This is a genomic window from Acinetobacter sp. YH01025 (genome assembly GCF_013420185.1).
Taxonomy (GTDB): Bacteria; Pseudomonadota; Gammaproteobacteria; order Pseudomonadales; family Moraxellaceae; genus Acinetobacter; species Acinetobacter indicus.
This window is the reverse complement of the sequence record NZ_VOYR01000001.1, coordinates 244,667-263,568: the sequence shown is the minus strand read 5'-3', so window position 1 is coordinate 263,568 and position 18,902 is coordinate 244,667. Positions and strand designations below refer to the sequence as shown.

Here is an 18,902-nt window from a genome sequence, read left to right as displayed (position 1 = left end):
TTTATTTATTTTTCGCTGGCTGATTTCAGCCCGCATTCTCTCTTTGAGGAGTAATCATGTCGCAGCGGTCCCGAGTGCTGCCAGGATTTGGTCTTTCTCTAGGCTTTACCCTAGCGTATTTATCATTAATCGTTCTGATTCCTTTGTCTGCCGTATTTTTAAAATCGCTGGACATTGGCTGGGAAGGTTTATGGGAAATTTTAAGTTCTGAACGTATCTTAAAATCTTTGCAGTTAAGTTTTAGTGCTGCGCTGATCGCAGCGCTGGTGAACGTCGTTTTTGGTTTATTGCTGGCCTGGTGTCTGGTGCGTTACCGCTTTCCGGGCAAACGCCTGATTGATGCACTGGTCGATTTACCTTTTGCCTTACCGACCGCCGTGGCCGGTATTGCCCTGACCTCTTTATATGCACCTACCGGCTGGATTGGTCAGTATCTGGAGCCTTTAGGCATTCAGGTGGCCTATACCCCTATCGGGATTACCCTGGCCCTGATCTTCATTGGTATTCCATTTGTGGTGCGTACCGTACAGCCGGTACTCAGCGATCTGGAAACCGAGCTGGAAGAAGCGGCATCTGCTCTGGGCGCAAACCGTCTGCAGATTGTTACCAAAGTCATTTTCCCGATTTTACTGCCGGCGTTAATTACCGGTTTTGCCCTGGCCTTTGCCCGTGGCGTGGGTGAATATGGTTCGGTAATCTTCATTGCCGGGAACCAGCCTTTTGAAACTGAAATTGCCCCGCTGATGATTATCTCCCGTTTAGAAGAATATGATTATGCCGGTGCAACCACTATTGCGGTGGTAATGCTGCTGATTTCATTTGTGATGCTGTTCCTGATTAACTTGTTACAAGCATGGGCCAGCCGTCGTACAGGGAGAACAGCCCGATGAGTTTAAATACCAACAGCAATGCTTTGGCCGACAAGCTGCAATCGCGTGATGCCACCCGTGAACCGACCTGGGTTCGCTACACCTTACTGGCCATTGCCCTGATTTTCTTCCTGAGCTGCCTGATTCTGCCGTTAATTCTGGTGTTCGTTGAAGCCTTTAAACAAGGCGTGGGCGTGTATACCCAGGCGCTGGTACATCCAGATACCTTATCTGCGGTCAAACTGACTTTACTCACCGCGGCCATTGCCGTTCCACTCAACGTGGTGTTTGGTGTAGCCGCAGCCTGGTCGGTGGCCAAGTTTAACTTCCCGGGTAAATCGATTCTGACCACCATCATTGATTTGCCGTTCTCGGTCTCTCCCGTCATTGCCGGGATGATGCTGGTACTGATTTTTGGTACCCAGGGCTGGATGGGCAACTGGTTAATGGACAACGACATCAAGATTTTATATGCCGTGCCAGCGATTGTCATTGCCACCATCTTTATTACCGTACCGTTTGTGGCACGTGAACTGATTCCGCTCATGGAAGCGCAAGGCACCGAAGAAGAAGAAGCGGCCATTGTACTGGGTGCCTCTGGCTGGCAAACCTTCTGGAAAGTTACCTTGCCGAATATTAAATGGGGCCTGATTTACGGTGTCATTCTGTGTAATGCCCGGGCGATGGGTGAGTTTGGTGCGGTATCAGTCGTGTCTGGACACATTCGCGGTGAAACCAATACTTTGCCCTTACACGTTGAGATTCTCTATAACGAATATACCTTCAGTGCTGCGTTTGCGGTGTCATCCCTGCTGGCCCTGCTGGCGATTGTGACCTTGATCCTGAAAACCTGGGTCGAAATCCGTCAGGAAAAGCAGGACAAACGTAATGAAGATTCAACAGTTTCTTAAGGAATGACCTCATGAGTATTCAAGTTAAAAATATTGAAAAACACTTTGGTGCATTCCATGCACTGAACAATATCTCCCTCGATTTTCCAGATGGCCAGCTGGTGGCTCTCCTAGGTCCATCGGGCTGTGGTAAAACCACCCTGCTGCGGATTATTGCCGGTTTGGAATCTGCCGATGGCGGTCAGGTGATTCTGGAAGGTCAGGATGCCACCGATGTTCACGTGCGTGAGCGTCAGGTCGGTTTCGTCTTCCAGCATTATGCGCTGTTCCGTCACATGACCGTTTTTGACAACATTGCCTTTGGTTTACGTGTACGTCCGCGTGCCACTCGTCCATCGGAAGCTGAAATTAAAAAACGCGTGACCCGCCTGCTTGATCTGGTACAACTCGGCTTTCTGGCCGACCGTTATCCGGCGCAATTGTCTGGCGGTCAGCGTCAGCGTATTGCCCTGGCGCGTGCCTTAGCCGTTGAACCACGTGTCCTGCTGCTGGATGAACCGTTTGGTGCGCTGGATGCCAAAGTGCGTAAAGAACTGCGCCGCTGGTTACGTACCCTGCATGATGAATTGCACATTACCTCTATTTTTGTTACCCATGATCAGGAAGAAGCCTTAGAAGTGGCGGACCAGATCGTGGTGATGAACAAAGGCAACATCGAGCAGATTGGTTCACCACGCGAAGTCTACGAAAAACCGGCGACGCCGTTTGTGTTTGACTTCCTGGGTCAGGCCAACCGTTTTGAAGGTCAGAACAGCAATGGCCTGATTCAGCTGGGTGAAGACCGTATTCAGCTGGCCAGCGCACAACAGGGGCCTCAGGGCGAGATCATTGCCTTTGCCCGCCCGGATGAGCTGACCATTCATGCCCAGCCACAGGACAATGCCATTCAAGCCACCTTCTTACGTGAAGTCTGGATTGCCGGTAAAGTGCTGGCAGAACTGAACGACCGTCAAGGGAACTTAATTGAAATTTCCCTCACCCCAGAAGAAGCACGCTTGCATCAGTTCCGTCCAAACCAGACCGTCTGGCTGACAGCAAGTCAATTACATTTATTTGAAAATCAAGTCGCTTAACCGCGCACCGATGGGGCATTTCAAGCCCCATCCTTTTTTGAGGGAAAAAGGACATGAACTTCCAACAGCTCAGAATTATTCGAGAAACTGTGCGCCAGAACTTCAATTTAACCGAAGCCTCTGCGGCGCTGTACACCTCCCAGTCCGGGGTGAGCAAGCATATTAAAGACCTGGAAGATGAACTGGGTGTGCAACTGTTTATCCGTAAAGGCAAACGCCTGCTCGGTTTGACTGAACCTGGTCAGGCCCTACTCGGTATTGTTGAGCGCATGTTGGTGGATGCCGATAATATTAAACGTCTGGCCGATGATTTCAATAAAGTGGATGAAGGCACCCTAACCATTGCCACCACCCACACTCAGGCACGTTATGTACTCCCGCCGATTGTGAACCAGTTTAAAAAAGAATTTCCCAAGGTCCATCTGATTCTGCAACAGGCCAGTCCGGTTGAAATTACCGAGATGCTGCTACAAGGCGAAGCCGATATTGGTATTGCAACAGAATCCTTAACCACAGAAAGCAATCTGGCCAGTGTGCCTTACTATACTTGGCAGCACAGTATTATTACCCCGCAAAACCATCCGCTGGCCCATAAAGCCGAGATCAGCATTCAGGATTTGGCGGAATATCCGATTATTACCTACCACGGCGGTTTTACCGGCCGTTCTAAAATTGACAAAGCCTTTGAAGATGCCGGCATTGATGTTGATATCGTGATGTCTGCCCTGGACGCCGACGTCATTAAAACCTATGTCGAATTAGGCATGGGCGTGGGTGTAGTCAACAATGTAGCCTATGACCAGGAACGTGATTATCGTTTAAAGCAGATAGAAACCGATATTTTTGGCCTGAATACCACCTGGCTGGCGGTGCGTAAAGGACATTTACTACGTGGTTATGGCTATGAGTTTATTTCCCTGTGCTCACCTGAAGCCGATATTAAAGCCCTGAAAAAAGTCGCGTATCCAGAAGATTAAACACCCACAAAAAATGGAAATGAAGAGGATGGCATCAGCATCCTCTTTTTTATATCATTCCAGTTGATCCAGTAATCAGACTAGCCCAATCCATACTTCTTAAATTTTATACTAATGCTTATTTTGAACTACATTACAGCATCCCTAAAAAAATGGGATAAAGATCACTTAAACCTGTTTATTTTTTCAGCAAATTCAGTTTTAATAGCTAGATAATTTTTAAATATCAATACTTTATGAATTTATAATTTAACCAAAAATTAAAGGACAGCCAATGAAGGTCCATTTTTTCTGGGTGTCGATGAGCCTGCTTTTACCGGTTCAAGCTGTCTCTGCAGCAGCGCTGGAGCAGTCCGGACAATCCATGCATATTTTTTTCCAGCCCAATCATTATGCCGAAATCTCCCTGGTGCATTTAGAGGCCGATGTCGCAGGACAAGTCGAAAATCAGGCTGCACTGGCCGAGTTAGGAATTTATGACTATTCCACCGGCAACCTGGCACCCGAGCAGCGTTTTGTTCTCGGTGGTTTTAAACTGCAGCTGAATCCAGAGTTTTCCTTTGCCCTGCTTTATGATCAGCCCTTTGGGGTCAAGGTCAACTATAACTACAACCCGGATTTTTATGGTCAACCATTAGACGTCGAAGCTGCCGACATTCGCTTTAAAACAGAAAATATTAGCGCACTTATCGGGTATCATCCGGATACGCACTGGACTTTTTATGCAGGACTCAGTCATCAGTCTTTTCAGGGAAACCTAGAGCTTTTGGGACAAAACTATTATATTTTTCATGGCTATCAGGCCTATTTCCCTGAAGATGATGCCTGGGGTTGGCTGGCCGGGGTACGCTACCAGATTCCTGAATATGCCATGAGTGCGGCGTTCACTTATCGTTCGGCCATTCATCATCAGCTAGCGGTACAGGAACAGTCCCCACAAGGCCAATTGCAGATCGTGGCGGACCAGAATACCGCGGTTCGCACACCCGAATCGCTGAATCTGGATTTACACACCGGCATCAGTGCCAATAACCTGCTCTATGCAGGTATACGCTGGGTTAACTGGAAAGATTTTTATATACAACCGACTCAATTTGGCGCCGTGATTGATGCTTACGCAACATTCATTCCTGAAATTAAAGACTTTAAATTAATTCATTATCAGAAAGATCAATGGTCGGCCAAACTGGGCGGGTTACATCGCTGGAATGCACGCTGGATCAGTCAGTTAGAACTGGGCTGGGACTCCGGGATTGGCAATCCGGCCTCGACCCTAAATCCGGCAGATGGGCACTATAGCCTCGGCGCAGGCCAGCTATTTTATTTTCGACCCGACAGTTTTATGGCTGCAGGGGCCTATTATTTAAAGTTTAAACAACCACATATTCAACCCAGTAATTTTGCCGGTACTCAAATTTCCAGTCTAGCCTCGGTCAATCGGGACAATCATGCCTGGGTATATGGACTAAGATTTGGCCATCATTTCTAAAGGCATAAAAAAACGAGCCGAAGCTCGTTTTTTAAGGTTTAGCTAAAGCTAATGAATATTACCAGTGGTAGCTTACACCTAGTTTCGCTACTGGCATCCATTCGTATTTGTCATCGTTACGGATTTTTTCAGCTTCTCTGTTTGCAGCAGCTTGACCATTATCAACACCACCTACTTCCTGCAATCCAACAGATTCCAAATTCACACTTGGGTTACCTGTGTAGAAAGCACCGACTTCACCAAATACACCCCAATTATTGTTAATTTTCGGTGCAAAACCTAGACCTAAATACGGCGCAATGTCATTTTTATAAGACATATCACCTTTCACATAACCTTGACCACTTGGGGCATAAAAGTTTTGGTCACCGATTTTCAAAGTATCATTGGCATTATTTAAACGTTTCTCTAAGCCGTATTCATTGTCAATATAACCAACACCAGCAGCTACATAAACACCTTGTGCCCACTTACTTGGACTTGCACCCCAAGGACGGATCTCAGCATTTAAATAGGTCAAATTATTGTCCATATCCATATCGTACTTAGTACCATCAATAGATAAGTCATCCGACCAAGAAATATCGCCACCGTTATAACCAAGAGCTAAGCCCACATACGGGTTTGCAGTCCAAAGTAAGGCACCGCCATAACCTGTTGTACCAACTTCAGCACGGACACCTGTTGGAATGAGTTGGTTACGATCAAAGGCATAACTATCATGTATTACTGCTGTATCTGCCATTGCTGAACCTGCTGCTGTAGCAAGCACTGAAATGGCTAAAATTTTATGTAAAGATTTCATCGTAATATGCTCCTCAAAATAAAAACTTATTTTTCATGTTTCGTACTATTGTTGATAAGCTTAAATATAAAGAAGTTCCCGCACAGTTTTTATGCACATTTTGCTCATTTTTTGTTATTTTTTGATACAAATCTATGTTTCTTTTTGAAAGATAACTCTTTTTTGAGGTGAAAGTTTAAGCAGATGTTTCTTCTATTGAGCGAAAACATTTTTCTTTATTATTAATTTCGATCTTAGCGCCAATTTTCATCTAACCCGTGTTCAATTTAGTGTAAAATCTTGAAAATTTTTTTGGAAGGAAGATCATGGCTCAGCTTTCAACGATTATTGAACAAGCGTTTGAAGATCGTGCTAATTTCACCGCGGCAGACTGCCCGGCTGAAATCCGTCAGGCAGTAGAGGAAGCTATTGCTGGCTTAGATAACGGTACACTGCGTGTAGCGGAAAAAATTGACGGTGAATGGGTTGTACACCAATGGTTGAAAAAAGCCGTTTTGTTATCTTTTAAACTGAACGACAACAAACCAATTGAGTCATGTGATCTTCGTTTCTATGACAAAGTCGACACCAAATTCAAAGGCTGGACTGAAGAACAGTTTAAAGCGGCTGGCGTACGCGTAGTACCCCCTGCAGTTGCACGTAAAGGTTCGTTCCAGGCAAAAAATGTGGTGCTGATGCCATCGTATGTCAACATTGGTGCATATGTAGATGAAGGCACTATGGTAGACACTTGGGCCACTGTCGGTTCATGTGCACAAATTGGTAAAAATGTACACTTGTCTGGTGGTGTCGGTATTGGTGGTGTACTTGAGCCGCTACAAGCCAATCCGACCATTATTGAAGATAACTGCTTCATCGGCGCACGTTCTGAAATCGTGGAAGGCGTGATTGTTGAAGAAGGTTCTGTGATTTCAATGGGCGTTTACATTGGTCAATCTACCAAGATTTATGACCGTGAAACTGGCGAAATCCACTACGGCCGTGTTCCTGCCGGTTCTGTAGTTGTTTCTGGTAGCCTGCCATCTAAATGCGGCACATACAGCTTATATGCTGCCATTATCGTGAAAAAAGTTGACGCGCAAACACGTGCGAAAACCAGCCTGAACGATTTATTACGCGAAGACTAATTTTTCTTTAGTTTAAGCGGAGCTATCGCTCCTCATCTCTACGGTTAGCAATGATCGTAGAGATTTTTGTTTTTCTACCCGGTGGTTAATTTGTTATGAGTACGCTTCGATCTTCCGCTATTCCTGTTTCTGATCCGTCTGCGGGTTTACGCATTACGGAGATCTTCTATTCATTACAAGGCGAAGCCAATACCTCAGGGCTGCCAACTGTATTTATCCGTTTAACCGGTTGTCCGCTGCGCTGTACTTATTGCGATACTACCTATTCTTTTGAAGGGGGCGAGCGTCAGTCGCTTGAAGCAATTATTCAGACCACGCTGGACTTTAACACACCGTATGTCTGCGTGACGGGCGGTGAACCGCTGGCACAGCCGAATGCCCTGCCTTTAATGCAGCGATTAGCAGATTTAGGCTGTGAAGTGTCCCTAGAAACCAGCGGTGCTTTAGATGTATCTAAGGTAGACCCGCGTGTTTCCAAAGTTTTAGATTTAAAAACCCCAACTTCGGGGGAAGTTGCACGGAATTTGCTTTCAAATCTGGACTATTTGACTGCGCACGATCAAATCAAGTTTGTGATTTGTAACCGTGAAGATTATGAATGGTCGAAGCAGCAAGTAGAGTTATATCAACTGCATAAAAAAGTCAGTACCGTCTGGTTTTCCCCTGCCTTTGAAGTTGAAAATGGTACCGCACGCATGCCGCAACTGGCCCGTGATTTGGCCCAATGGATTTTAGAAGACCATCTCCCTGTTCGTTTTCAGCTACAGTTACACAAACTGCTGTGGAATGACGAAACTGGTCGTTAATCAGGCTGCTGTATAATTGCTCTGTTTGCAAAATTAAGCTGCGAAACGCAAAGCTTTATACACGGCTCAAATTGCTTTTTATTATTTTGGAGATTCTGATGCGCCCTCGTGCCATTGTATTGTTATCTGGTGGTTTAGACTCAACAACCTGTTTAGCGTGGGCGCAAGCGCGTTATGAATGTATCGCCCTCAGTTTTCGTTATGGCCAGCGTTCCACCACTGAACTGGACGCTGCCAAAGCCTTAACCCAGCGTGCGGGTGTAGAACATCGTGTTATTAATATAGATTTAGGTAACTTAGGTGGCTCTGCCCTGACCGATCATAATATTGAGGTACCCGAGCAGGAACAGGATGGTATTCCGGTGACTTATGTTCCGGCACGTAACACCATCTTCCTGTCTTATGCACTGGCAGCAGCGGAAGTATTTGATGCAGAAGCCATTGTTATTGGTATTAACGCGGTGGATTATTCCGGCTATCCGGACTGTCGTCCTGAGTTTATTGAGGCTTTTGCCAATATGGCGCGTTTGGCGACCAAAGTGGGCGTAGAAGGAAAATCACTCAAATTTGAAACACCTTTGTTACATTTATCCAAAGCAAATATCATTCGCTTAGGTCTTGATCATGGCGTAGACTATAGTCAAACGGTGTCTTGCTACCAGGCAGATGACCAAGGACGTGCTTGTGGAAAATGCGATAGCTGTCGTTTACGTAAACAGGGTTTCCTAGACGCAGGTGTGGCTGATCCAACACGTTATATACCGTAATGACAAGGTAGAATCTATGAAGAATTTAAAATCAAACATTATCCTTTCTGCGATTGTGTCTACTGTAGCCGTATTCGCAACATCTGCTCAGGCCAACACAGACAAATTGCAACAGGCATATAAAAGCACCAATGTAAAATCGGCGCTGATTAATGTTTGTAAAGAAGAAACTGCCAAAGGTAAAAAGTTAAGCGCTGCTGAAGTCAGCAAATACTGTACCTGTGCGGTTGAAGCAGATGGCAAGCTGACCAATGCACAAAAATGGGAAATCCAAAGTACCATTAACCAGAAGAAAAGCCCAAGTACTCTTGCTTTTGTCCAAAAACAAAACAAAGACTTACAGGCATGTTTTGGTCCTCAGTTAACCGGTAAATTAAAAACCTTAACTGAAGAAGCCATGAAAGCCGCGCAAGCGCAGCAAAAGAAATAATCATATATTTCCTCCAGAGGCCTGCATCCATTGCAGGCTTTTTTTTGCCCAGTTTGCTGCGTTCATTTTTCTCTACCGGTAATTTGTGAGAAAATGCAGGAAATTCGGTATGATAGAGGCAATTTAAAAACTGACACAATCTAAAAGGACGATATCATGAGCGACTTGAACTTACCGAATCAGACTTTTCCGACCACCACGGCGGAAATCAATCTGGCTGAACTACAGGCGGAATGGTTAATTGTGTATTTTTATCCAAAGGATTCCACTCCAGGCTGTACCACGCAGGCGGTAGATTTTTCTGGCCTGAAAGATCAGTTTGAGGCATTGGGTGCGACCATTCTTGGCGTGTCGCGTGATTCGGTGAAAGCACATCAGAACTTTACTGCCAAACAGAACCTGACGATTGATCTGATCAGTGATAAGGAAGAAGTGCTGTGCCAGCATTTTGATGTGATTAAAGAAAAAAATATGTATGGCAAAAAAGTCATGGGAATTGAGCGCTCTACCTTTATTTTCCATAATGGCCAGCTGGTCAAGGAATACCGTAAAGTCAAGGCTGCAGGACATGCCGAGCAGGTACTGGAAGATTTAAAAACCTTACAAGCCAACAGTTAAACAATTGCTGGATCGGAAAAAAGCCTGATACAAGCTCAGGCTTTTAATTCACTCATCACGTCTATTGTTATCTCATTATTGAACACGCCACTGACCTTTAAGCTGAATATTGACCTTTTCTCCAACACCACCCATCGCCTTTTTCATACCGAAATCACTACGCTGAATTTGGGTTGATGATTGCACATCCAGCAATTTCGGGTTTCCTGTATTCGGTTTTAAACTGGTATGAAAAACAACCGGACGCGTCACGCCGCGTAGGGTTAAATTACCGGCAATACGATATTGATCAGGACCTAAAGCGGTAAAACGCGTGCTTTTAAAACTGACGGTTTTATATTTTTGAGCATAGAATAAGTCCTCACCCAGAATCATATGTCTTAAAGACGGTTTACTCAGCTGCAGACTGTCCACATTTAGCACAAATTGGGTTGAGGCCTGCTGCGGTGCTGTTGGATCAAAATGCATGACTGACTGCACCTCTTTAAACTGCCCTCCGACCAGTTGCACGCCCATGGACTTAATCTCAAAACCAACTTCACTTTTTGGGGTCAAGGTCCAGCGCTCGGCATAGGCCGGGCTGATACCCAGCAGCATAACGGCCGCACCCAGCAAGTATTTGGTCTTTGACATTGCTACTGGCGGGTTCAAGTTCATCGCTTATCTCCTTGCGGCGTAACTGGCTTTATCTTATTAACAAGATGAAGCTGGCGAGCTTAGGTGAGATTACTACGGTCTTGCGCATGATATTTGTCTTGTAATTGTTGATAAACCGGCGTGTGCTGAAAATTCTGTAAAAATTTGATTGTGCCCGGCGGGAAGGCATCGGTCCAGATTTCTCCACGAAAATAGGCTTCACGTACCGGCGTGGCAGACATGGCACCTTCCAGACTGTCAAGCTCGACCATCTCCCACTCCGGGAAAAATTGCAGATAATAGGAAGACTCATCTTTAAAATGGCCAATTAAACCGACTTTGGCTTCTGGTCCGGCCACCGTGGCCACCAGCATTTTCACCAGTTTCTGCCATTTTTCATCGTTATATACATCGACCACATGCACAAATTTGATCCGCTGCTGCTGCTCTGGGCTAAAGTTGGACAGAATCATCTGCTGGCGTTCAGCGGCAGTAAACGGATTTTTGATATTGCGTTCATCTTGTGCTGAGCCCAGTGCCAAAATCACGTTTTCACTTTGCTCCAGCGCGATTAAAATGGTCTGCATATGTGCCAGATGAAAAGGCTGGAAGCGGCCAATAAACACAAGATAATCAAATTTATAATTCATAGCACATCAACTTTTATGAACTCACCAGTTGTGGCGTCAATAATAATTTTCGCCATAATAAGCCCATAAATTCAAATTAATTGAAAGCAAGGATAGTACGATGACACTGAGCTGTATTCAACAACCCCATCCACATTTGAATGCGAATTTAGACAATGGCGTACTGACCTTAGCCATTCAGCGCCCGGAAGCCAAAAATGCCCTGTATGGTGAACTGTATCTCTGGATTGCGCAGGCACTGGACGAAGCCGATCAGAATAAAGACGTCCGCGTAGTAATTTTACGCGGAGCCGATGCTGATTTCAGTGCCGGTAACGACATGCAGGACTTCATGAAGTTTATTCAAACACCATTGCAAGGCAAAGCTGGAGATACGCCACCCTTTGTATTGCTAAAAGCTGCTGCACGTTTTTCCAAACCACTGATTGCTGCGGTGCGTGGTGTAGCCATTGGCATTGGGGTCACGCTGTTATTACATGCAGATTTAGTCTATAGCGACAACACTGCCCTGTTCCAGATTCCATTTGTGAGCCTCGGCCTGTCCCCAGAAGGTGCGTCCAGCAAACTGCTGGTACAGCAAGCCGGTTTCCATAAAGCCGCAGAGCTGCTGCTAACTGCGCAGAAGTTTAACAGCGACAAAGCGCTAAACGCCGGTCTGGTCAATAGGATTGAAGAGGATGTATATGCCACTGCCCAGCAACAGGCGCACATTTTGGCAGCCTTACCACTGGCTTCTCTCAAACAAACCAAAGCGCTAATGAAACACAATCTGGATGAGATCATTGACTGTATTGATCATGAAGCGGAAATCTTTATGAAACGGGTCGGCTCACCGGAAATGATGGAAGCTGTACAGGCTTTTATGCAAAAACGTAAACCTGACTTTACCCAGTTTCATTAAGTATTATGCTCATCAACGTAGGTGCAGTCGCTGTGCCTACGTTTTTTATGGTTTAGTTGTTTTCTCTTTCTTTTATCTCTTTTGTGATGGTTCCCATGTCAAATTCGTCAGATCCCTTATCTTTAAACTCTGCATCATCTTCAACCGAGAAAAAACGCTATTACGAACCGGCACCACAAGATATTGATGTCGAAAACTTTCGTAAAGTCATCACCAGTCGCCGTTCAGTACGTAAATTTACAGACAAGCCCATTCCAGCGGATATTTTAGATGCCTGCCTGGATTTAGCCTTACTGGCACCGAACTCCTCCAATTTACAGCCGTGGACCTTTTATGTGGTCCAGAATCCGGCCAAGAAAAAGCAGCTGGTCAAAGCCTGTCTGAGTCAACTGGCAGCCAAAACTGCGGCCGAGCTGATTGTTTGTGTAGCACGCACCGACCGCATTGATGAAATGGCCAAACTCAATATTTCCGAGTTCCCGTTTCCTGAAGCGCCAGCCCCGGTAAAAAAATACTATAAATTTATTCCCTATAATTATAAAACTGGCTATTTCAATGCCTTCGGTCATTTCAAAAAAGTGGCCTTTAAAGTGGCACGTAGCTTGGACAAGCAATTGCCAGTGTCGGCATTTCATCCGGCCGATGCCAAACTGTGGGCCTCGAAAACTACCGCTTTGGCCTGTGAAAATCTGGTGCTGGCCTTACGCGCTTATGGCTTTGACAGCTGTATGATGGAAGGTTTTGATGAGCCAATGGTGCGTAAAATCTTAAAGCTGAATGAACAGCAATATGTGGTGATGGTAATTGCTGCCGGTGAACGTGCGAAAGATGGCGTATTCTTCCCGCAATACCGGTTTGACCGGGAGTTGTTTATTCAGAAAGTTTAAACAAGATGTAAAAAGTCCCACTTTTCTTTAAGAGAGAAGCGGGACTGCTGCACAAGGGAGAGCTGATTAAAAGGCTCTCCTTCTCTGTCAGATATTCCAATATTCAACAATTAAAACTGCACATCTATCATCTGAATAAACTCGAATGCCGGTTCTTCATAAGGATGGCTATCTTTTAAGGCACGGGCTACATTTGCTGCGTTATCTTCCGGTACAATGATTTCCACCCGCCATTCCTCTACTTTTTCAAGCGTGCCGACTTCCCCAATATACGGGTCTGCGCCACGTAAGGGTTTAAATTGCCCGGTGCCCAGCACCTGCCAGGCACAGTGTTCATAATCGCCGATTCCCCCACCACCGGCTTTAAATACAGCAGCTTTGGTGGCTTCCAGATGCGATTCAGGCACATAAAAAATCAGTTTTAGCATAGTCACTCCCGGTATTGATCTATCTTTCATACCGTATTGACTGGCCTGTTGTCATCTGCTGTTTGCAAGAAATGACCTAAATCCTGAATAGCGCTACATCTGTTTGAATAGATACAGTACTGATCCCAAACAATTGCCCAGCTTTAGCTATGGGTTTGGATGAAACATGGCAATGGAATAGCGAGAATTATTGAATCTTCAAAATCGATTAGATCCTTTCTTTGCTTAGGCTATTCCATTGAGCCCATTATTTATCTCAGCAAGGTAATCTACTTTAAATTTTTCTTAAGACGCCTACAATATTCAGCATCTCGAAATTATCCTGATCGGTGTCCAGGGTATGTGACTTAATTTGCACCTGAATATGATCATTCACCTGAAAATGCCTTAACGGAAAACAGTGCTCATTGGCACTATAGGCGCCCGAACTCGGACTGTCCGACAGCAATTGGGTAATACTTAAACGCAGGTCATTTTTTCTGGAGATGGAAATTTTATCCTGATTGGCATACTGGCTCTGAATACCCTTGCCATACAACTGGATACAGAGCTGGTTATACTGTTTTTGCAGTGCCTGCGTATACTGAAAACCATCACTCCAGACCAGTCCTTGTGGCGCGGTCTGAATTCGGGTTTCCGGGTTTTTCACCAGTGAATCATCACCCAGATGAATTAAATGTAGCCCCTGCTGAAACACCACATGCGCTTCGGTTAAAGGCTTGAGCTGAACCAGATGACTATGCTGATCAATATATAAATGCTGGTTCTGATAGGACAGCAACAGGATTTCCGGTTGATAGCCCTCCATCCAGACCGTGCCGGCAATATGATCCGGATAATCATATTCACGAGGCAGATATAAAGTGTAACGGCCATCGGTCTGAGAATGGGTGTAATAGTTGTGTTCGCCCAGCTGCACATAGATTTTGGCTTGGGCGATAGGTTGCCCGCTGGCATCAAATACCTGACCTGAAACTGACCACTTTTCGCCTTGTGACTGCGTACCAGACTGGGACTGGGTTAAACTGGAATGCAGCGGCTGAGCATATCTGACAGATTCCTGAATCTTGGCACTCTCACCACCACAACCGTTCAGCATAATCAAGCTGGTAAAAATAGGAATGACCGTTCGCATCTGCATTTTTGTTATCCACTTTTATAATTATGCTGTTTATTGTACGGTGCCGGGCAAAATCAGCTATCCCCATTTTGGGATGAAACGCCGATAAAAAAGCCACCCGAAGGTGGCTTTTCAAAATAAGGTCAATTAACCAATGAATTTACGTGCGTTACGGAACATACGTAACCATGCACCATCTTCAGTCCATTCTTCAGGTTTCCAAGAATGTTGTACGGCACGGAAGTTACGCTCCGGGTGCGGCATCATAATCGTGGCACGACCATCTTTAGAGGTCACACCAGTAATCCCTTCTGGAGAACCGTTCGGGTTCAGTGGATAGTGCTGGGTCACATTGCCCTGACTGTCGACATAACGCAGGCTGATCTGGTTGCCAGCATTTAATGCGGCAAAGTCTTCAGCGCTGGCAACAGCACGACCTTCACCATGCGCAACCGCGATTGGCAAAATTGAACCTTCCATGCCATCAAACAGAATCGAGTTTGATTTTTCTACACGCACGTTCACAGTACGCGCTTCAAACACTTCAGAGGTATTGCGATGGAAACGTGGCCAATGCTCTGCACCCGGAATCAGTGGTGCTAGTTGTGACAGCATTTGACAGCCGTTACAGATACCCACACTGAAAGTTTCTTGACGGTTAAAGAATTTCTCGAACTGATCACGCAGTTTGGCATTAAACAGCACCGATTTTGCCCAGCCACCGCCGGCACCTAAAACGTCACCGTAAGAGAAACCGCCACAGGTGACCAGACCTTCAAAGTCATCCAGGCTGATACGACCGGCCAGCAGATCACTCATGTGTACGTCAACGGTGTTGAAACCGACTTTATCAAACGCAGCCGCCATTTCAACATGACCGTTAACCCCCTGCTCACGCAGAATCGCCATGTTTGGACGACGGGTGTTGATGTACGGTGCTTCAACCGGCTCGTTCAGGTCATAAGTTGGCTGCGCGATAATCCCCTGATGGGCTTTATCTGCAATTAAGGCAAATTCCTGATCAGCATTTTCAACGTTGTCACGTAAACGCTGGATCTGATAAGACACTTCTGCCCATGCCTGTTGCAGGTCAGTACGTTCCAGCACCAAACCGTTTACCGCCAACTGGTCAGAATTGTTGACTGTACCGACAACCGCAATTGCATCTTTCAATGTCGACGCTGCAACTTCAGCTTGTAATGCTTCCCAATCTGCTTTGGTAATTTGCAGCACAGCACCAATTTCTTCAGCAAACAGGCTTGCAGTCGATTGATCTTCCAGTGCCACACCCAAGCGTGACGCAAACATCATCTCTGCAACAGTAGCCAATAAACCACCATCACCGATGTCGTGGTAGGCTTTAATCAGGCCACGGTTGTTCCAGTCTTGTACCAATGCGAAGAAGGCTTTGAAGTCATCGAAGCTGTCGACATCTGGTGTCACTGAACCAATCGCTTTGTACACTTGCGCCAGGATCGAACCACCCAGACGGAATTGGCCTTTAGACAGGTCGATACGTACCAGTACAGATTCAAGATTTTTCAGTTCTGGTGTTAATGTCTTACGCACATCAGTCACAGGTGCAAATGCAGTGATCACGCCTGACATTGGCGAAGTGACAGATTTGTCTTCACCTTCGTCATTCCAAGTCGTACGCATAGACAGTGAGTCTTTACCAACAGGAATGGCAATGCCCAGTGCTGGACACATTTCCATACCAATCGCTTTTACGCCTTCGAACAGTGCCTGATCTTCACCTTTTTGTCCTGCTGCTGCCATCCAGTTCGCAGACAGTTTAATATCGCCAATCTGGTCAATTTTTGCAGACATCAGATTGCTGATCGCTTCAGCCACCGCTAAACGTGCAGACGCTGCCGGGTTCAATAATGCCACTGGTGGACGTTCACCCATGGCCATCGCTTCACCGGTATAACCCACCAGGCTTGTGGTTGTTACTGCAGCATCCGCTACAGGCACTTGCCATGGGCCAACCATCTGGTCACGTGCCACCATACCGGTAATCGAACGGTCACCAATGGTGATCAGGAACGATTTAGAGGCAACGGTCGGGTTTTTCAGGACACGGTAAATCGCATCTTTCAGATCTGTCACTTGAGCTGCATCAAAATCATCGCCTTTACGCTCGATGCTTTCATATGAACGGCTCATACGTGGTGTACCGCCCAGCATCACCTGCATTGGCATATCCACTGGCTTGTTGCCAAAAAGTGGATCTTCAACGGTTAAATGACGCGCTTCAGTCGCTTCACCCAGTACCGCAAACGGACAACGTTCACGCGCACAGATCGATTCAAACAACGCTAGAGATTCTGGACGGATTGCCAGTACATAACGCTCTTGTGCTTCGTTAGACCAGATTTCCATTGGCGACATGCCTGGCTCAAGCGATGGAATCTTACGTAAATCCAGTACCGCACCGAGCTCATGATCGTTGACCAGTTCTGGCATTGCGTTTGAAATACCGCCCGCACCAACGTCATGCACCGATACGATTGGGTTTTCATCTTCCATGCGCCAGCAGGTATCAATTACTTCCTGGCAACGGCGTTCCATTTCCGGGTTTTCACGTTGTACAGAAGCGAAGTCCAGGCTCTCCCCCATGGTACCGCTGTCTACAGAAGACGCTGCACCACCACCTAAACCGATCAGCATGGCTGGACCACCAAGCACGATGAGTAGATCGCCCGGTTGAATTGCATCTTTTTCGACATGATCCGGACGGATGTTCCCGTAACCACCGGCAATCATAATTGGCTTATGGAAGCCTTTGACTTCGCCATTGACATTTTGTTCAAAGGTACGGAAGTAACCATTTAAGGCAGGACGACCAAATTCGTTGTTAAATGCTGCACCACCGAGTGGGCCTTCAATCATGATTTGCAGCGGAGAGGCCATACGCGATGGCTTGCCGTAGTTATCTTCCCATGGCTGTTCAAAGCCTGGAATGTTCAGGTTCGATGTGGTGAAACCGGTTAAACCTGCTTTTGGCTTACCACCACGACCGGTTGCACCTTCATCACGGATTTCACCGCCTGAACCGGTTGCCGCACCAGCAAATGGAGCAATTGCGGTTGGGTGGTTATGGGTTTCCACCTTCATCAGGATGTGAGCCGCCTGGCTCTTGTATTTATAAACGTATTGACCGTTTTCTTCTTGCGTTGGGTAGAAACGCTGGGTATCAAAACCTACAATCACCGAGGCGTTGTCTTTATATGCTGACAATACATCTGTTGGTGATTCTTTATAGGTGTTCTTGATCATCTGGAACAAAGACAACGGCTGAACTTCGCCATCAATGGTCCATTCTGAACCGAAGATTTTATGACGGCAGTGCTCAGAGTTGGCTTGCGCAAACATCATCAGTTCGATGTCGTTCGGGTTACGGCCCAGTTTGGTGAAAGCTTCAGTCAGATAATCAATTTCATCTTCAGACAGTGCAAAACCAAATTCATTGTTGGCTTTAACCAGTGCTTCTTTGCCCTGACCCAGAATATCAATCGAGTTTAACGGTTTTGGTGCGGTTTCCACGAACAGTGCGGCTGCATCTGCAATGTCAGTAAACACGCTTTCGGTCATGCGGTCATGCAAGATCTGTAATGCTTCTTTAGAAAGCGCTTTTACACCTTTTAGGGTAAACAGCAATCCGCGCTCCATACGGTGCACTGGAATATTACAGTTGGCAAAAATATCCGTCGCTTTGGATGACCACGGCGAAATGGTACCGACACGTGGAGTCACTAAAATTTGGACTTCGTCACTGGCAGGCTGACGTAATTCAAAAGATGCGCCATCATTTAACAGCTCTAAAGCTGATTGTTGCTGCTGCTCGTTGAGCGCTTGGTCAAACAGATAGATCCATTGGCTATCGAAAGATTGAACAGAACTAATTGACGATAAACGTGATAATAGTTGAGTTTTCTTAAAAGAAGAATGTGCAGGTGCACCGGCCACGATAAACATGCTGATTTTGGCTCCACGGGCAGATCTTTTGGACCTCGCCACAATGTGACTTGAAGAGAGCGCATATTCTACTGTGAAATGAGCCAATCAGCTAGAGAGGAAACAAGAATACTCGTACTAAAATATTTGATATTTTTAAAATAATACTTTTATTATCAGGCAAAAGAATTGAATTTAGCCGAAAATCTTAACATAAATTGTAATAGAAAAATTAATTTTTTTTTAAGAATAGTTCTACTCAGGAAAATTGTCTTATTTTTCAACAGTTCTATAAGCATGATGAAAGCTAGTCCTAGATTGTCTGAATAGCCTGCTGCAGCACCAGAAATTAAATTTTTTGTACGAATTAATCATCCTGAAAGCTGAGTACTCATATCCACCCGAAGAGAGCGTTGCTGTCATCCGCTCAGGATCCCTTTGGTCTTTG

18 protein-coding genes are annotated in these 18,902 nt (G+C 45.8%); 12 read left to right on the top strand and 6 right to left on the bottom strand.

Annotated features, from left to right (window positions below; translation table 11 throughout):
• Positions 1 to 56 precede the first annotated feature (56 nt).
• The 5 genes from cysT to FTT89_RS01210 all read left to right on the top strand — a co-directional run bounded on the left by cysT (position 57) and on the right by FTT89_RS01210 (position 5,319).
• Positions 57 to 890, top strand: a complete 834-nt coding sequence (gene cysT, locus FTT89_RS01230; RefSeq protein ID WP_005176654.1) for a sulfate ABC transporter permease subunit CysT — start codon at positions 57 to 59, stop codon at positions 888 to 890.
• Positions 887 to 1,780 (top strand): sulfate ABC transporter permease subunit CysW, encoded by an 894-nt coding sequence (cysW, locus tag FTT89_RS01225; RefSeq protein WP_075167788.1) that lies wholly within the window; start codon positions 887 to 889, stop codon positions 1,778 to 1,780. Before cysT ends, cysW begins: the two co-directional genes overlap by 4 nt.
• An 11-nt stretch (positions 1,781 to 1,791) precedes the next feature.
• On the top strand, positions 1,792 to 2,853 hold the full coding sequence (locus FTT89_RS01220) for a sulfate/molybdate ABC transporter ATP-binding protein (RefSeq protein ID WP_005176652.1): 1,062 nt from the start codon (positions 1,792 to 1,794) through the stop codon (positions 2,851 to 2,853).
• Positions 2,854 to 2,906: 53 nt separating this feature from the next.
• Entirely contained in the window at positions 2,907 to 3,830 is a 924-nt protein-coding gene (locus FTT89_RS01215) for a CysB family HTH-type transcriptional regulator (protein ID WP_075167787.1), read from the top strand.
• 274 nt (positions 3,831 to 4,104) lie between these two features.
• Positions 4,105 to 5,319, top strand: a complete 1,215-nt coding sequence (locus FTT89_RS01210) for an OmpP1/FadL family transporter (protein WP_180061317.1) — start codon at positions 4,105 to 4,107, stop codon at positions 5,317 to 5,319.
• Positions 5,320 to 5,377: 58 nt separating this feature from the next.
• Here the strand turns inward: FTT89_RS01210 and carO are convergent, their stop codons facing one another.
• Complete coding sequence (gene carO, locus FTT89_RS01205) at positions 5,378 to 6,124, bottom strand: ornithine uptake porin CarO (protein WP_180061316.1); 747 nt, start codon at positions 6,122 to 6,124, stop codon at positions 5,378 to 5,380.
• Positions 6,125 to 6,429: 305 nt separating this feature from the next.
• Between carO and dapD the strand changes: the two genes are divergently transcribed.
• The 5 genes from dapD to FTT89_RS01180 all read left to right on the top strand — a co-directional run bounded on the left by dapD (position 6,430) and on the right by FTT89_RS01180 (position 9,872).
• Positions 6,430 to 7,251: a 2,3,4,5-tetrahydropyridine-2,6-dicarboxylate N-succinyltransferase gene (dapD, locus tag FTT89_RS01200; RefSeq protein ID WP_104494597.1), complete on the top strand. Its 822-nt coding sequence runs from the start codon at positions 6,430 to 6,432 to the stop codon at positions 7,249 to 7,251.
• A 95-nt stretch (positions 7,252 to 7,346) separates the two neighbouring features.
• Positions 7,347 to 8,057, top strand: a complete 711-nt coding sequence (gene queE / locus FTT89_RS01195) for a 7-carboxy-7-deazaguanine synthase QueE (RefSeq protein WP_168397339.1) — start codon at positions 7,347 to 7,349, stop codon at positions 8,055 to 8,057.
• A gap of 98 nt (positions 8,058 to 8,155) precedes the next feature.
• On the top strand, positions 8,156 to 8,824 hold the full coding sequence (queC, locus tag FTT89_RS01190) for a 7-cyano-7-deazaguanine synthase QueC (RefSeq protein WP_160241482.1): 669 nt from the start codon (positions 8,156 to 8,158) through the stop codon (positions 8,822 to 8,824).
• A 16-nt stretch (positions 8,825 to 8,840) separates the two neighbouring features.
• Positions 8,841 to 9,254 carry a hypothetical protein gene (locus FTT89_RS01185; protein WP_005176638.1) on the top strand — a complete coding sequence of 138 codons (414 nt, stop codon included), beginning with the start codon at positions 8,841 to 8,843 and terminating at the stop codon, positions 9,252 to 9,254.
• Between the two features lie 156 nt (positions 9,255 to 9,410).
• Positions 9,411 to 9,872, top strand: coding sequence for a peroxiredoxin (locus tag FTT89_RS01180; RefSeq protein ID WP_005176635.1), 462 nt, complete (start codon positions 9,411 to 9,413; stop codon positions 9,870 to 9,872).
• Positions 9,873 to 9,947: 75 nt separating this feature from the next.
• Here FTT89_RS01180 and FTT89_RS01175 read toward each other — a convergent pair whose 3' ends face one another.
• Both FTT89_RS01175 and FTT89_RS01170 read right to left on the bottom strand, forming a co-directional pair.
• Positions 9,948 to 10,469: a YceI family protein gene (locus FTT89_RS01175; protein WP_373685105.1), complete on the bottom strand. Its 522-nt coding sequence runs from the start codon at positions 10,467 to 10,469 to the stop codon at positions 9,948 to 9,950.
• A 119-nt stretch (positions 10,470 to 10,588) separates the two neighbouring features.
• Positions 10,589 to 11,158 carry a nicotinate-nicotinamide nucleotide adenylyltransferase gene (locus FTT89_RS01170; RefSeq protein WP_075174739.1) on the bottom strand — a complete coding sequence of 190 codons (570 nt, stop codon included), beginning with the start codon at positions 11,156 to 11,158 and terminating at the stop codon, positions 10,589 to 10,591.
• A 100-nt stretch (positions 11,159 to 11,258) separates the two neighbouring features.
• On the opposite strand from FTT89_RS01170, the gene FTT89_RS01165 reads away from it, so the two are divergent.
• The gene (locus FTT89_RS01165; protein ID WP_180036435.1) at positions 11,259 to 12,059 is read left to right on the top strand and encodes an enoyl-CoA hydratase; all 801 of its coding nucleotides are present in this window, start codon (positions 11,259 to 11,261) and stop codon (positions 12,057 to 12,059) included.
• A gap of 95 nt (positions 12,060 to 12,154) precedes the next feature.
• The gene (locus tag FTT89_RS01160) at positions 12,155 to 12,946 is read left to right on the top strand and encodes a nitroreductase family protein (RefSeq protein WP_180036434.1); all 792 of its coding nucleotides are present in this window, start codon (positions 12,155 to 12,157) and stop codon (positions 12,944 to 12,946) included.
• Positions 12,947 to 13,056: 110 nt separating this feature from the next.
• On the opposite strand, the gene FTT89_RS01155 is transcribed toward FTT89_RS01160, so the two are convergent.
• The 3 genes from FTT89_RS01155 to purL all read right to left on the bottom strand — a co-directional run bounded on the left by FTT89_RS01155 (position 13,057) and on the right by purL (position 18,475).
• On the bottom strand, positions 13,057 to 13,374 hold the full coding sequence (locus FTT89_RS01155) for a hypothetical protein (protein ID WP_005176621.1): 318 nt from the start codon (positions 13,372 to 13,374) through the stop codon (positions 13,057 to 13,059).
• A gap of 274 nt (positions 13,375 to 13,648) precedes the next feature.
• Entirely contained in the window at positions 13,649 to 14,515 is an 867-nt protein-coding gene (locus FTT89_RS01150; RefSeq protein ID WP_168391092.1) for a carboxypeptidase regulatory-like domain-containing protein, read from the bottom strand.
• A gap of 126 nt (positions 14,516 to 14,641) precedes the next feature.
• Entirely contained in the window at positions 14,642 to 18,475 is a 3,834-nt protein-coding gene (purL, locus tag FTT89_RS01145; RefSeq protein WP_168389677.1) for a phosphoribosylformylglycinamidine synthase, read from the bottom strand.
• Positions 18,476 to 18,902 lie beyond the last annotated feature (427 nt).

Coding starts and splice junctions, on each gene's coding strand:
- FTT89_RS01150 (WP_168391092.1), bottom strand. CDS start 14,515: ATGCAGATGCGAACGGTCATTCCTATTTTTACCAGCTTGATTATGCTG.
- FTT89_RS01185 (WP_005176638.1), top strand. CDS start 8,841: ATGAAGAATTTAAAATCAAACATTATCCTTTCTGCGATTGTGTCTACT.
- purL (WP_168389677.1), bottom strand. CDS start 18,475: ATGTTTATCGTGGCCGGTGCACCTGCACATTCTTCTTTTAAGAAAACT.
- queE (WP_168397339.1), top strand. CDS start 7,347: ATGAGTACGCTTCGATCTTCCGCTATTCCTGTTTCTGATCCGTCTGCG.
- FTT89_RS01160 (WP_180036434.1), top strand. CDS start 12,155: ATGTCAAATTCGTCAGATCCCTTATCTTTAAACTCTGCATCATCTTCA.
- FTT89_RS01220 (WP_005176652.1), top strand. CDS start 1,792: ATGAGTATTCAAGTTAAAAATATTGAAAAACACTTTGGTGCATTCCAT.
- carO (WP_180061316.1), bottom strand. CDS start 6,124: ATGAAATCTTTACATAAAATTTTAGCCATTTCAGTGCTTGCTACAGCA.
- cysT (WP_005176654.1), top strand. CDS start 57: ATGTCGCAGCGGTCCCGAGTGCTGCCAGGATTTGGTCTTTCTCTAGGC.
- FTT89_RS01155 (WP_005176621.1), bottom strand. CDS start 13,374: ATGCTAAAACTGATTTTTTATGTGCCTGAATCGCATCTGGAAGCCACC.
- FTT89_RS01165 (WP_180036435.1), top strand. CDS start 11,259: ATGACACTGAGCTGTATTCAACAACCCCATCCACATTTGAATGCGAAT.
- FTT89_RS01210 (WP_180061317.1), top strand. CDS start 4,105: ATGAAGGTCCATTTTTTCTGGGTGTCGATGAGCCTGCTTTTACCGGTT.
- dapD (WP_104494597.1), top strand. CDS start 6,430: ATGGCTCAGCTTTCAACGATTATTGAACAAGCGTTTGAAGATCGTGCT.
- FTT89_RS01180 (WP_005176635.1), top strand. CDS start 9,411: ATGAGCGACTTGAACTTACCGAATCAGACTTTTCCGACCACCACGGCG.
- FTT89_RS01215 (WP_075167787.1), top strand. CDS start 2,907: ATGAACTTCCAACAGCTCAGAATTATTCGAGAAACTGTGCGCCAGAAC.
- queC (WP_160241482.1), top strand. CDS start 8,156: ATGCGCCCTCGTGCCATTGTATTGTTATCTGGTGGTTTAGACTCAACA.
- FTT89_RS01175 (WP_373685105.1), bottom strand. CDS start 10,469: ATGCTGCTGGGTATCAGCCCGGCCTATGCCGAGCGCTGGACCTTGACC.
- FTT89_RS01170 (WP_075174739.1), bottom strand. CDS start 11,158: ATGAATTATAAATTTGATTATCTTGTGTTTATTGGCCGCTTCCAGCCT.
- cysW (WP_075167788.1), top strand. CDS start 887: ATGAGTTTAAATACCAACAGCAATGCTTTGGCCGACAAGCTGCAATCG.